Annotated in this window: 9 protein-coding genes; 4 read left to right on the top strand and 5 right to left on the bottom strand. The window is 70.9% G+C overall.

The genetic code is table 11. The features are described 5' to 3' along the window. Positions 1 to 573 precede the first annotated feature (573 nt). Positions 574 to 759, bottom strand: a complete 186-nt coding sequence (locus ABZT47_RS18075; RefSeq protein ID WP_354842792.1) for a DUF5703 family protein — start codon at positions 757 to 759, stop codon at positions 574 to 576. Positions 760 to 972: 213 nt separating this feature from the next. Here ABZT47_RS18075 and topA point away from each other — a divergent pair, with 213 nt between their 5' ends. Continuing rightward, the gene (topA, locus tag ABZT47_RS18070) at positions 973 to 3,669 is read left to right on the top strand and encodes a type I DNA topoisomerase (RefSeq protein ID WP_354842789.1); all 2,697 of its coding nucleotides are present in this window, start codon (positions 973 to 975) and stop codon (positions 3,667 to 3,669) included. Between the two features lie 145 nt (positions 3,670 to 3,814). Here topA and efeB read toward each other — a convergent pair whose 3' ends face one another. The 3 genes from efeB to efeU form a co-directional block, all read right to left on the bottom strand. Beyond that, positions 3,815 to 5,065, bottom strand: coding sequence for an iron uptake transporter deferrochelatase/peroxidase subunit (gene efeB / locus ABZT47_RS18065; protein WP_354842786.1), 1,251 nt, complete (start codon positions 5,063 to 5,065; stop codon positions 3,815 to 3,817). A 40-nt stretch (positions 5,066 to 5,105) separates the two neighbouring features. Then, entirely contained in the window at positions 5,106 to 6,245 is a 1,140-nt protein-coding gene (gene efeO, locus ABZT47_RS18060; protein WP_354842783.1) for an iron uptake system protein EfeO, read from the bottom strand. Positions 6,246 to 6,333: 88 nt separating this feature from the next. Beyond that, positions 6,334 to 7,182 carry an iron uptake transporter permease EfeU gene (gene efeU / locus ABZT47_RS18055; RefSeq protein WP_354842780.1) on the bottom strand — a complete coding sequence of 283 codons (849 nt, stop codon included), beginning with the start codon at positions 7,180 to 7,182 and terminating at the stop codon, positions 6,334 to 6,336. Between the two features lie 598 nt (positions 7,183 to 7,780). On the opposite strand from efeU, the gene tmk reads away from it, so the two are divergent. Continuing rightward, entirely contained in the window at positions 7,781 to 9,841 is a 2,061-nt protein-coding gene (gene tmk, locus ABZT47_RS18050) for a dTMP kinase (protein ID WP_354842777.1), read from the top strand. A gap of 10 nt (positions 9,842 to 9,851) precedes the next feature. Further along, complete coding sequence (locus tag ABZT47_RS18045) at positions 9,852 to 11,027, top strand: DNA polymerase III subunit delta' (RefSeq protein WP_354842774.1); 1,176 nt, start codon at positions 9,852 to 9,854, stop codon at positions 11,025 to 11,027. Positions 11,028 to 11,029: 2 nt separating this feature from the next. Here ABZT47_RS18045 and ABZT47_RS18040 read toward each other — a convergent pair whose 3' ends face one another. Beyond that, positions 11,030 to 11,530, bottom strand: a complete 501-nt coding sequence (locus ABZT47_RS18040; RefSeq protein ID WP_354842772.1) for a MarR family transcriptional regulator — start codon at positions 11,528 to 11,530, stop codon at positions 11,030 to 11,032. Between the two features lie 66 nt (positions 11,531 to 11,596). Here ABZT47_RS18040 and ABZT47_RS18035 point away from each other — a divergent pair, with 66 nt between their 5' ends. After that, positions 11,597 to 13,318: an FUSC family protein gene (locus ABZT47_RS18035; RefSeq protein ID WP_354842769.1), complete on the top strand. Its 1,722-nt coding sequence runs from the start codon at positions 11,597 to 11,599 to the stop codon at positions 13,316 to 13,318. Positions 13,319 to 13,412 lie beyond the last annotated feature (94 nt).

The following is a 13,412-nucleotide window of genomic DNA, read 5'->3' as shown; positions in this document are numbered from 1 at the left end:
CACCGTCCGGTGATCACTGTGGGGCGGTGTCCGGGGTGAGCGGCAACGGTTTCAGCGTCCGCTGATCACTCCGGGCTCGCTTCCCAGACACTCCGTAACGGACCAGGCGTCCGGCGGAGCCACAGACGCCTCGCCGTCCGCGAGAGCGGCCACGGTGCCCGGTCATCGTGCCGGACTCGCGCGGTGAGGCACAGAAGCTTTGCCCGTTCCGGGGGCGCGGCCCGGGACGGGCAAAGCCATGTCCGGACGCCGGTCGATCCTCGGTAGAACCGTGTTCGGTGGGCGGTCGGTCACCGGGTGTGGGTGGGACAGGCGATGTTCGACCGGTATCAGGTGTGGGAGGAAAGCAATGTTCGGTGGGTGGTCGGTTCACAGGGTGTGGGCGGGGAGCGCCTGGTTGGGGTGTCGGCCTGTACCAGGGGTGATCAGGGGGTGGGGGGAGCCGTGTTCGGAGGGCGATCGGTGTCCAGGGGGTGGGTCGGTGGCGCTGTGTTCGGGGGTGGTGGTTCTTCCCGGGACGGTGTGACGGGAAGTGGGGCGGTGGCCGGGGGGTTACAGTTGCCTGGGCGGCGGCTACAGGGTGCTGGCCACGCGCAGGATCTTGCGGCGCAGCCGTACATGGCGGCGGCCATCGGGATACAACCGCAGGCGGTCCAGCTCCCAGTGTCCGTATTCGGCGTGTTCGGTCAGCACGCGCCGGGCGGCTTCGCGGCTGGTCCCGCGTGGCAGATACAGGTCCAAATAGGAGTACTCGAGCACAGCGGTTAGTCTCCGAAGGGTGTGCAAGGGGACGCTGGCACTCTCTGGGCTCTATTCTGCGTCCTCGTGGGTATCGGGTCCAGGTAGGTGGAACACCGGTAAGTGACCGGGTAGTCCGACGGGGAGAAGTTTCCGGCGGCGGGTTACCTTCATGCCTGTGACGGATCACATCGGCCCGCCTCCCACGGCGGGCGGTGCGGGATCGGCAGGGGAATGACAGCGAACAGCGAGGTAGGAAGCAGCGTGCCAGCCAAGAACGGCAACGCCGGCGGAACCCGCCTGGTGATCGTGGAGTCGCCTGCGAAGGCGAAGACGATCGCCGGGTACCTCGGGCGCGGCTACATCGTGGAGTCCAGCATCGGCCACATTCGAGATTTGCCCGAAAAGGCCGACGACATCCCCGAAAAGTTCAAGGGCGAGGCATGGGCCAGGCTCGGGGTCAACGTGGACAACGAGTTCGAGCCGCTCTACGTCGTCAACCCGGACAAGAAGTCGCAGGTCTCCAAGCTCAAGCAGCTGCTCAAGGACGCCGACGAGCTCTACCTCGCCACCGACGAGGACCGCGAGGGCGAGGCCATCGCCTGGCACCTCCAGGAGGTGCTCAAGCCGAAGGTGCCCGTGCACCGCATGGTGTTCCACGAGATCACGCCGCAGGCCATCCAGGACGCGGTGTCGAATCCGCGCGCCCTCAACCTGCGCCTGGTGGACGCCCAGGAGACCCGGCGCATCCTCGACCGCCTCTACGGCTACGAGGTCAGCCCCGTCCTGTGGAAGAAGGTCAAGCCGCGCCTGTCGGCCGGCCGCGTGCAGTCGGTCGCCACCAGGCTGGTCGTGGAGCGCGAGCGCGAGCGCATCGCCTTCACCTCGGCCGACTACTGGGACCTGCGCGCGCTGTTCGACATCGGCCGCGACGAGGACCCGCGCAGCTTCGGCGCGACCCTGACCTCCCTGGACGGCCGCAAGGTCGCCCAGGGCCGCGACTTCGCCAGCACCGGCACGCTCAAGAGCGCCGAGGTCCTGCACCTCGACGAGCAGGCCGCCCGCGCCCTGTCGCAGCGCTTGGAGAACTCCTCCTACGCGGTCACGTCGGTCGAGAGCAAGCCGTACACGCGCCGGCCGTACGCGCCGTTCCGCACGACCACGTTGCAGCAGGAGGCCAGCCGCAAGCTCGGCTTCTCGGCCAAGTACACGATGCAGGTGGCCCAGAAGCTCTACGAGAACGGCTACATCACCTATATGCGTACCGACAGCACCACGCTGTCGGAGACCGCGCTGGCCGCCGCCAGGAGCCAGGCGGGGCGGCTGTACGGCGCGCAGTACGTCCCGGACAAGCCCAGGGTGTACGCGAGCAAGGTGAAGAACGCCCAGGAGGCCCACGAGGCGATCAGGCCCTCCGGGGACGAGTTCCGCACGCCGGGGGAGACCGGCCTCAGCGGTGACATGTTCCGCCTGTACGAGCTGATCTGGCAGCGCACGGTGGCCTCCCAGATGAAGGACGCCGTCGGCGAGTCGGTGAGCGTCCGCATCGCCGGCACCTCCAGCACCGGCGAGAAGGCCGAGTTCAGCGCCTCCGGCCGGACGATCACCTTCTACGGCTTCCTCAAGGCGTACGTGGAGGGGGCCGACGACCCCTCGACCGACCGTGACGACTCGGTCAGCCGCCTGCCCAACCTCGCCCAGGGCGACGCGCTGACGGCGCTGGAGCTGGAGGCCGAGGGCCACTCGACCCGCCCGCCGGCCCGCTTCACCGAGGCCTCGCTGGTCAAGGAGCTTGAGGACCGCGAGATCGGGCGCCCGTCGACGTACGCGTCGATCATCGGGACGATCCTCGACCGGGGGTATGTCTTCAAGAAGGGGACGGCGCTGGTGCCGTCGTTCCTGGCCTTCGCCGTGGTCAACCTCCTCGAGCGGCACTTCGGCAATCTGGTCGACTACGACTTCACCGCCGAGATGGAGAAGGTCCTCGACGACATCGCCAACGCCCGCGCCGAGCGGGTGCCCGAGCTGCGCCGGTTCTACTACGGCGACCAGGGTGACGACGGGCTGAAGGAGCTGGTCAGCGACCTCGGCGAGATCGACGCGCGTGAGATCAGCTCCTTCCCGATCAAGGGCACCGACATCGTCATCCGGGTCGGCCGGTACGGGCCGTACCTGGACCGGGACGGCGCCCGCGTCAACGTCCCCGAGGATCTCGCGCCCGACGAGCTCACCGCCGACAGGGCCGAGGAGCTGTTCACCCAGCCGAGCGGCGAGCGTCAGCTCGGCGTCGACCCGGCCACCGGGCGGGTGATCGTCGCGAAGTCCGGGCGTTTCGGCCCGTACGTGACCGAGATCCTGCCCGAGGAGGAGCCGCCGCCCGCCGAGGGCGCCAAGCGGAAGGCGAAGAAGGACGTCGCCAAGCCGCGCACGGGGTCGCTGCTCAAGTCCATGTCGCTGGACACGATCACGCTGGACGACGCGCTGAAGCTGCTGTCGCTGCCGCGCGCGCTGGGCGAGATCGACGGCGAGGAGGTCACGGCGCAGAACGGCAGGTTCGGCCCCTACATCAAGAAGGGGACGGACTCCCGGTCGCTGGCCTCGGAGGACGAGCTGTTCACGGTCACGATCGACCAGGCCAAAGAGCTGTTCGCGCAGCCCAAGACGCGGGGCAGGGGCCGTGCGGCCGCCGCTCCGCCGCTGCGTGAGCTCGGCGTGGACCCGGTCTCCAAGCAGCCGGTCGTGGTCAAGGAGGGCCGTTTCGGCCCGTACGTGACCGACGGCGAGACCAACGCGTCGCTGCGCAAGGACGACTCGGTGGAGCAGATCACGATCGAGCGTGCCGCCGAGTTGCTGGCCGAGCGCCGCGCCCGGGGCCCGGCGCCTAAGCGCCCGCGGGCCAAGGCGGGGGCGAAGGCCGGAGCCAAGTCGTGAGATACCGGGATGTGTGAGCGGGGCGTCGCCGATACGGCGGCGCCCCGGTCTCGTTCGCGGCCCCGGTGGACGCCCGCGCCGCGCAAGCCGGGCTCCTTCGCGGGGCCACGGCGGGCGCGGCGGGCTCAGGCGAACGCTGCGGGGCTCAGCCGAACAGGGTGCGGCCCCAGTAGTCGCCGGCGTCGCGCAGGCCGGGAGGGCAGGCGAACAGGGCGCTGGAGACATGCTTGATGTACTCGTTCAGCTTGTCCTTGCGCGCCAGTTCCATCTGGATCGGCACGAACTGCTTGTGCGGGTCGCGCTGGTAGGCGATGAAGAACAGCCCCGCGTCGAGCCGTCCGAGCCCGTCGGAGCCGTCCACGTAGTTGTAGCCCCGGCGCAGCAGGTGGGCGTTCCCGTGCGTGGACGGGTGCGCGAGCCGGACGTGGGAGTCCATCGGGATCATCGGCGTGCCGTCGGGCTTCTTGGCCGCGAAGTCGAGCTGGTCGAACTCCTTCTTCTTGCCCAGCGGCGCGCCCTCGCCCTTGTCGCGGCCGAAGATGTCCTGCTGCTCGGACAGCGAGGTCCGGTCCCAGGTCTCGATGTTCATGCGGATCTTACGGGTCACCATGTAGCTGCCGCCGGCCATCCACGCGGGGCCGTCCCCGGGGGCCACCCAGAGCTGGTCGCGCAGCAGGGCGGCGTCCTCCAGCTTGAGGTTCGCGGTCCCGTCCTTGAAGCCCATGAGGTTGCGCGGGGTGGCCTGGGCGCGCGAGGTGGAGGACGTGCGGCCGAAGCCGAGCTGGGACCAGCGGACCGACACCTTCCCGAAGCCGATGCGGGCGAGGTTGCGCACCGCGTGCACGGCGACCTGCGGGTCGTGGGCGCACGCCTGGATGCAGATGTCGCCGCCGGAGATCTCCGGCCGCAGGTCCTCGCCGGGGAACTTCGGCAGGTCGGCCAGCGCGGCGGGCTTCTTGGCGGCCAGGCCGAACCGGTCGTCGAACAGGGAGGGCCCGAAGCCGATGGTGATCGTCAGCCCGGACGCGGGCAGACCCAGTGCCTCGCCGGTGTCGTCGGGCGGGGCCTCCACGGCGCCGCCGACCGCGCCGAACGTCCCGGCGTCCTTGCCCTGGGCCATCCGCGCGGCCGCGGCCGTCCACTCCTGCAGGAGGTCGACGAGCTCGGCGCGATTCTTGGTGATGACGTCGAAGCTCACGAAGTGCAGGCGGTCCTGCGCGGGCGTGACGATGCCGGCCTGGTGCTCGCCGTAGAAGGACACCGGGTCGGAGGTGGAGGCGGCGGCCGCGGGGGCGGGCCCTTCCATCACGCCGCGGGTGGCGAGCGCGCCCGCGCCGGCGGCCGCGACGCCCGCCGCGCCGATGCCGAGCAGCCTGCGCCGGTTCATCTGCGTCATCGGACCTCTCCTGCCCGCGCGCGGCGGCGGCGAACGCGCGTCACTTGGCCACCACCGCGGCGACCCTGCTGATCGGCTCGGCCAGCGCGTTGATCGCGTCGGAGAGCTCCTTGAGGTCTTCCTTGGACAGGTCGGTGTGCAGCTTCCAGCCGTCGCCGTCGTGGTGCTTCTCCAGCGTCGCCTCGGCGGCGGCGAACTTCTCGTCCAGGGTCTTGGCCAGGGCGGGGTCGCGCTCGTCCAGGACGGGGCGCAGCGCGGCGACCGCGGCCTGCGAGCCTTCGAGGTTGGCGGCGAAGTCCCACAGGTCGGTGTGGGAGTAGCGGTCCTCCTCGCCGGTGATCTTCCCGGTGGCGACCTCGTCGAGGAGCTCCTTGGCGCCGTTGGCGAGCTTGAGCGGCGGCACCTTCTCCGACGAGGCCAGCTCGACGATCTTCTTCACGTCCGCCATCAGCTTGTCGGCGACGGGGCCGTCCTTGCTGATGTCCTTGGTGATCCACAGATCCTTCTCGATCTTGTGGAACCCGGTCCACTCCTCGCCCTTGGCCAGGTCGCCCTCGCGGGCGTCGATGGCGGGGTCGAGGTCGCCGAAGCTCTCGGCGACCGGTTCGATGCGCTCCCAGTACGTCCGCGCGACCGGGAACAGCTTCTTGGCCTTGTCCATGTCGCCCGCCTTCACGGCGTCCACGAACTCCTGGGTCTTGGTGAGCAGCGTGCCGGCCTGGCTCTTGACGTACCGCTGATAGTCGGTGGTGGCCTGGGCGAGCTTGGCGTCGCCGCTGAGCGGCGCGGCGGCGCCGCTCACCTTGAGCGGGTTGCGGATGCCCTTGCCGATCATGCCCGGCTTGCAGGCGGTCTCGTAGGTGCCGGCGGGCAGTTCGATGAGGACCTCACGGGTGAGGCCGGGGACGACGTTCTCCACCTCGCCCATGACGCGGTCGCCGGCCGCGTAGACGTAGAACTCGGTGACCTTGGTGCCGCCGTTGGTCACCGCGAAGGTCGAGGTGCCGGCGGGCAGGTCGGTGGCCGAGACCTTGCAGTCGGTGTCGGAGGCGGCGACGCTGATCTTGCCCGGCTTTCCCCCTGCCTGGGCGGAGGTGTCCGCGCCGCCGCCCGTCGAGGAACACGCGGTGAGCCCCGCCAAGGCCAGCGCGCCGGCGGTGAGGACGAGGGGGGTGCGCATGATTCTCCAGAGATGGTCGAGGTGGTGCGGCCGGGACGCGGCGCGGCAGGAACGTCTGTTCATGAGATGGCGTCTGATCATGGGAGCGTCACGAGGAGGTGGACGCGGGCGTCGCGGACGGCGCGCGGGAGGCGTCCTTCTTGCGGGGCGGCACGAGGAACAGCACCAGCACCGGCACGAGGTAGGCGACCCAGGCGATCGTCTCGAGGATGGTGGGCTGCGGGGTGAAGTTGAACATGCCGCTCAGCAGCGTGGTGTACCAGGCGTCCGGGGGAAGGGCGCCGGACAGGTCGAACGCGGGAGCGGTCAGAACCTGCACCACGCCGGACTCGATGAGGTCGTGGACGCCGTACTTGAAGATGCCGGCCGCCACGATGATCAGCAACAGGCCGGTCCAGGTGAAGAACTTGGTCAGGTTGATGCGCAGCGCGCTCGCGTACAGGGCCCAGCCGAGCACGACGGCGGTGAGCAGGCCCAGGCAGATGCCGATCAGCGGGGACGCGCTGGTGGTGGCGCCCTGTGCGGCGGCGAAGAAGAGCAGCGCGGTTTCGAGGCCCTCGCGCGCCACCGCGAGGAAGGCCATCACGACGACGGCGGTCGCGCCGAGGTTGAGCGCCTCGGTCAGCTTGGCGCGCAGGTCGCCGGACATGCGGCGGGCCGCCGTCCGCATCCAGAAGATCATGAAGGTGACGAAGACGGTGGCGGCCAGCGAGGCGATCGCGTCGAAGAACTCGTGCGAGCGCGAGTCGAGGTTGGCGGCGGTGAAGGTGAGCAACGCGCCGAAGGCCACCGACAGCGCGACGGCGGCGGCGACCCCGGCCCACACGAGCGGCAGCCGTTCCCGCCGGTCGCTCTTGACGAGGAAAGCGACAAGGATCGACACGACAAGGGTCGCCTCAAGGCCCTCTCGAAGACCGATGAGATAACTGGCGAACACCGCTGCTCCTCGACGCTTGCTTAGCCTTACCTAAATTAGGACAGACTTACCTTAGCCTTGGCAAGAGCGCGCCCGTCAGCAGGGGCGCCCCTTTTATCGACGGCAGGGAAGGCCGGCCGGCGCCTCCTCGGCATCCCGTTCCCCGTGGCCGGCGCGGGAACGCGTCCGGGTCGGCAAAGCCTGGAGGCCGCCGACGTCCGCCCGGCGGGCGCACACGTTCGGGAGAACGTCATCTCGAGGCGAGTGTCTGTTCACCGTGGGGAGGCTGCCCGAGATGTGCCGTACGTACCTCCGGAGCGGGCGATTTCTCCCACTCCGGGAGCGGCATGCAGGTCGCGGGAGGCCCTCTGTGGCGCAGAGGTGACACTTGAGTGGCCTGAGTGCCATCCGGTGCCTGTGAGATCATCCGGCGATCGACCGCACGCGCCGGGCGGGGCCGGGTCCGCGCTCGTGGAACCAGGAACCTGTCCTACTTTTCGCCACATCTTTCCTGCGAGGGGCAGGGACTGGTAATACCCTCAGGTGAGGACCACGCGGGCGAATCCGTCTTGCGTTCGATCCGCCCCATGCCCAGCGAGCACCTGGATACGCTGACATCATGACCACCTCCGGCCGGTCCGCCTCGCGTCGCAGACCTCCCCACGTGCTGGCGAACGCCCCCTTCCGCCGGCTGTGGACGGCCATGGCGGTGTGCAGCCTGGGTGACTGGCTCAACATCATCGCGATCACCGCGTTCGCGGCGTACCTGACCCAGGGGGCGGGGTACAAGGCGCAGAGCCTCGCCATCGGCGGCGTCTTCGTCGTCAAGATGCTGCCCGCCATCGTGCTGGGGCCGCTCGCGGGCGCGTTCGCCGACCGGTTCGACCGGCGCCTCACCATGTTCCTGGCCGACCTCGCGCGCTTCGCGCTCGTGCTGTCGATCCCGCTGGTCGGCAGCTACCAGTGGATCATCATCGCGACGTTCCTCGTCGAGTGCGTGAACCTGTTCTGGGTGCCCGCCAAGGACGCCACCGTCCCGAACCTCGTGCCCAAGGACCGCCTGGAGGAGGCCAACCAGCTCAATCTGCTGGTCACCTACGGCACCGCGCCGGTGGCCGCGGCGCTGTTCGCCGTGCTGTCGGTCAGTGTCGAGGTGCTCGGCAAGGCGGTCCCGAGCATGGTCCTGGAGCCCGCCCACCCCGCGCTCATCGTCAACGCCCTGGCCTACCTGGTCTCCGCGTTCCTGATCTTCACGCTCCGCAGCATCCCCAAGGGTCACACCGCCGCGGTCGCCACCCCGTCGGTGCTGCGGCAGATCGTCGACGGCTGGCGCTTCGTCGGCGGCAACCGCATGGTCCGCGGGCTGGTCATCGGGATGCTCGGCGCGTTCGCCGCGGGCGGGGCGGTCATCGGCGTCGCCAAGGTGTACGTCGTGGCGCTCGGCGGCGGGGACGCCGCGTACGGCACGGTCTTCGCCGCCGTCTTCCTCGGCATGGCGTCCGGCATCTTCTTCGGCCCCCGGCTGCTGCGCGAGCTGTCGCGGCGGCGCCTGTTCGGGCTGGCGATCGTCACGGCCGGCGTCGTGCTGGCCGGCACCGCGCTCATCCACAACCTGGTCATCGTCGTCATGCTGGTCGTCGTGCTCGGCGCCTGCGCGGGCATCGCCTGGATCATCGGGTACACGCTCATCGGCCTGGAGGTCGAGGACGGCATCCGCGGCCGCACCTTCTCCTTCCTGCAGTCCATGGCCCGGGTGACCCTGCTGCTCGTGGTCGCCGTCGCCCCGGCCCTCGCCGGCGTGTTCGGCACCCACGTCATCACGCTCGGCGCCCACCTGGACTACCACTTCGACGGTCCGAACCTCGTCATGCTCATCGGGGCGTTCGTCGCGATCGTCGTCGGCGCGCTCGCGCTGCGCCACATGGACGACCGGCGCGAGGTGTCCATCACCTCCGACCTGATGGCCGCCTTCCGCGGCGAGCGGTACGTGTCCGAACCCGCCGAGCTGTCGCACGGCCTGTTCATCGCCTTCGAGGGCGGCGAGGGGTCGGGCAAGACCACCCAGTCGCGGCTGATCGCCATCTGGCTGCGCGACCAGGGCTTCGACGTGGTGCAGACCCGCGAGCCGGGCTCCACCAAGGTCGGCATGCGGCTGCGGGCCATCCTGCTCGACTCGGCGCACCAGGGGCTGTCCGCGCGGTCGGAGACCCTGCTGTACGCGGCCGACCGCGCCGAGCACGTCGAGAAGGTCATCCGGCCCGCCCTGCACCGCGGGGCGATGGTCGTCTGCGACCGGTACGTCGACTCCTCGCTCGCCTACCAGGGAGCCGGGCGCGAGCTCGACCAGCAGGACGTCGCCAAGGTGAACTCCTGGGCCACCAGCGGGCTGGTCCCCGACCTGACCGTGCTGATCGACGTGCCGCCGTCGGTGGGGCTGACGCGCATGGTCTCGCCGGCCGACCGCATCGAGGCCGAGCCGCTGGAGTTCCACGAGCGGGTGCGCCGGGAGTTCCGCGCGCTGGCCGCCGCCGAGCCCGACCGCTACCTCGTCGTGGACGGGCAGCGCACGCAGCAGGAGATCTCCCTGCTGATCCAGGACCGCGTCCGGGAGATCCTGCCCGACCCGGTCCCCCAGGAGACCGAGGCCATCACCGGCACGATGCCCGCCATCCGCGACTAGTCTTGCCTGCGTGACGGTCTTCGACGACCTGGTCGGCCAGGACGAGGCTGCGGACGTTCTCGGACGTGCCGCCGCGGCCGCCGCCGAGGCCCTCGCGGGAGGGCGCGGCGCCGGCATGACGCACGCCTGGCTGTTCACCGGTCCCCCCGGGTCGGGCCGTTCGGAGGCCGCCAGGGCGTTCGCCGCGGCGCTGCTCTGTCCCGACCAGGGCTGCGGCCACTGCGACCTGTGTCACCAGGTCGCCATCGGCTCCCACCCCGACGTCGAGACCGTGCGGCCCGAAGGGCTGTCGTACAGCGTCAAGCAGACGCGCGAGCTCGTGCTCCGCGCGGCGGGCGCCCCGACGCTCGGCCGGTGGCGCGTCATCCTGTTCGAGGACGCCGACCGCTCCACCGAGGCCGCCGCCAACGCGCTGCTCAAGGCCATCGAGGAGCCGCCGCCGCGCACGGTGTGGCTGCTGTGCGCACCGTCCCCGGACGACATGGTGATCACGATCCGGTCCCGGTGCCGGGTGGTCACCCTGCTCACGCCTTCGACGGCGGCCGTCGCGCACGTCCTGGCCACGCGCGACGGTGTCGCGCCCGAGGTGGCGGAGTTCGCCGCGCGGGCCACCCAGGGGCACACCGGCCGGGCGCGGCGGCTGGCCCTGGACGAGGAGGTACGGCGCCGGCGCGAGGCCGTCCTGTCGCTGCCGCGTTCGCTCACCGGCGTCGGCGAGTGCGTCGACGCCGCCGAACGCCTGGTCAAGACCTCCGCCGAGGACGCCGAGGAGGCCACCGCGCACCTCAACGAGGCCGAGACCACCGAGCTGCGCAAGATCTACGGCGAGGGCTCGTCGGGCAAGGGCCTCAACAGGGGGCTGGTGCGCGGCGGCGCCGGGGCGATCAAGGAGCTGGAGGACCGGCAGAAGTCGCGCGCGACGCGCATCAAGCGCGACTCGCTCGACGTCGCCCTGCTGGACCTGGTCGCCTTCTACCGCGACGTCCTGGCCGTCCAGTTCGAGGCCGAGGTGGAACTGTCCACCGAAGACCGCAGGGCCGACCTGGTCGCGCTGGCGCGGTCGAGCCCGCCCGAGGACACCCTGCGGCGCATCGACGCGATCATGCTCTGTCGCGAGCGACTGGCCGCCAACGTCAACCCCCAGATCGCCGTCGAGGCGATGGCCGTCTCCCTCTGGCGCCCCTGACCTCAGACCGGCCCGGTCGCCTGGATCGTCGACTCCGACGGTGACGGCGACGGTGTCGGGCCGGGAGGGAGGCTTGCGTCGGCGAGTCGTTCCATGAGCTCGCCGGCGAGGTGCAGGATACGGCGCTCCGCCGGAGACAGATGGTGCTCCATCGCCCGGCCCAGCCACGCGTCCCGGTAGGACATGTCACGCACGAGGGCGGCCATGCCCTCGGGCCTGAGGGTGATCAAGGACTGGCGTCCGTCGCCCGGGTCGCGTTCGCGGGCGACCAGCCCCTCGCGTTGCAGCTCGGCCAGGACGCGGGTCATCGACTGCGCCTGCACGCGTTCCAGCTCGGCGATCGCCTTGGGCGTCATGCCGCCCCGGTGGTACAGATGCGAAAGGACGCTGAGCTTCGCGCTGCTCAAGACCCCTTCCGGCCGTTCGGCCCGCAGCCGCCTGGCCAGCCGCATCGCTCCCCGCCGTACCGCCGAGACCTCGGCCCGCGCATCGTCCTCTTCCACGATCAGATAATACGCTTTCTCGTACTATCTAGCCGTCAATCGCGGGAATCTGATACGTACATGCTTATGAGTTGGCGCATACGCTTCGGCTGCCGGTCCCAGCTGCCGGACCGCTTCGCGGTGTTCCACGGGTTCCGCGCGTTCGTCGCCGCCGTGGGGACGTTCGCCACGCTCGCCGTCCTCGCCCGCTGGGCCCACGCGTCGTCCGGGGTGCTCGTCCTCGGTGTGGTGATCGCCTTCTCCCTGGACCGGGTGTCCCGTGGCGGGGCCGGCTGGAAGAGTCCGCTGGTGATCCTCGGGCTCCCGGCGGTGACGGCCTGCGTGGCGGTCGTCGGCGCGCTCATGCTCGTCAGTCCCCTGGCGGGGAGCGCCCTGTTCGTCGTGCTCGTCTTCGTGTCGATCCACCTGCGGCGGTACGGCCACGCCGCGTCGGCGTTCGGGCGGTTGATGGCGCTGCCCCTGCTGGGCCTGTTCATGGCGCCGGTCCCGGTCGGCGGCGACCCGCTCGCCGCGCTGGGCTGGTCGGCGGTGGCGGCGCTCGTCGCGGTCGCGTGGAACGGCGTCGCGGCCGTGACCATGGCGCGCCTGCGTCCCCGACCGGCGCCTCCCCGCGATGGGACGGCCGCCGTCCCACTCCCGTCGCCGTCGCCGTCGCCGTCCTCGTCGCCGTCCCCGCTCTCGTCCTCGGCGGCGGCGTCCGGGTCCGTGCACACCCGGCTGGCCGCGCAGTCGGCACTGGCCCTGGCGCTCGCCTTCACGGCCGGCCACCTGCTCTTCCCCGCCCACTGGCCCTGGACGGTGGTCACGGCCCTGGTGGTCACCATCGGAGCCCGGTCGCGGGGCCACGTCCTGCACAAGGGTGCCCAGCGCTTCGCCGGCGCCCTGGCCGGGGCGGGCACGGCGACGTTGATCGCCGGTCCGGTCACGGGGCACCCGGTGGCCGCGGTCGTGGCGATCTTCGCGTACCTGCTGGTGGGTTTGATCCTCCGCCAGGTGGACTACGCGTACTGGTCGTTCTGCATGACGAGCATGCTCGCCCTGCTGTACGGGCTGCTGGGCCAGGCCGGTCCGGCGTTCCTCGTCGGGCGTCTGCTGCAGATCGTGCTCGGCACCGTCTGCGCGGTCCTCCCGGCGTTCGTCCTGCTGCCGATCAGAACCGAGGCCGTCGTGCGCCGGAACCTGTCGCGCACACTGGAGGCGCTCGGCGATCTTCTGCAAGGCCCGCCGGATCAGGAAAAGCGCGCGCGGTTCGACGAACAGGCCGCGGCGCTGAAGATCGCCGCCGAGCCTCTGGTCGCCCTGCGGCGCGTCCTGCGGCCGTTGGTCCCCGTGCTGCCCGCGCACCGGACCCGTCCGGGGCTGGCGGAATGCGCGGAAGACCTGGCCGCATGCGGCGACCAGGTCGCCACGCTCACCGCCCCGCCACCGCCCCGTTCGTCTTCCACTCCTTCGGCGACCGCGGCACCCGTCACCCCGCCCGCCGCAGTGGAGCCCGGTCCGTCCTCCGCCCCGTCCCACCGCGCGGCCCGGATCGCGTTGCGCAGGAACATCGGAGCCATCCGGCTGACTCTGGGCCGTCGCCCCGCTCCCGCGTGGGTGCCCGTCGAACTCCCGCCGCTCGACCATGAGCAGCCGGCGGGCCAGGGCGCCGATCCGGTGCTGCGGGCCCTGGTCGAGCTGGAAGGCAGGCTGCGGTCGGTGCACGCCACCCTCACCGCCGGCCACGGCGCCTCCGGCATCTCTGGTGCCGCCGCCGCGGCGGACGCCCCCGCCGCCGCACCGCGATGAGCGGCGCCGCCCCGAAGGGTTGCCTCCTGCGACCGATCTGCGCGTAATGTGGGCCGGAAGCGCGCAGGCGCTGGCCGTACCGGGCGTGACGGCG

It is taken from the genome of Sphaerisporangium sp. NPDC005289 (genome assembly GCF_040607455.1).
Taxonomy (GTDB): domain Bacteria; phylum Actinomycetota; class Actinomycetes; order Streptosporangiales; family Streptosporangiaceae; genus Sphaerisporangium; species Sphaerisporangium rhizosphaerae.
The sequence above is the reverse complement of the archived record's forward strand: the minus strand, read 5'-3'. Positions and strand labels throughout refer to the sequence as shown.

Excerpts from the sequence above, each read along its gene's own strand:
- efeO (WP_354842783.1), bottom strand. The coding sequence starts at position 6,245 with ATGCGCACCCCCCTCGTCCTCACCGCCGGCGCGCTGGCCTTGGCGGGG.
- topA (WP_354842789.1), top strand. The coding sequence starts at position 973 with ATGACAGCGAACAGCGAGGTAGGAAGCAGCGTGCCAGCCAAGAACGGC.
- ABZT47_RS18035 (WP_354842769.1), top strand. The coding sequence starts at position 11,597 with ATGAGTTGGCGCATACGCTTCGGCTGCCGGTCCCAGCTGCCGGACCGC.
- tmk (WP_354842777.1), top strand. The coding sequence starts at position 7,781 with ATGACCACCTCCGGCCGGTCCGCCTCGCGTCGCAGACCTCCCCACGTG.
- efeB (WP_354842786.1), bottom strand. The coding sequence starts at position 5,065 with ATGACGCAGATGAACCGGCGCAGGCTGCTCGGCATCGGCGCGGCGGGC.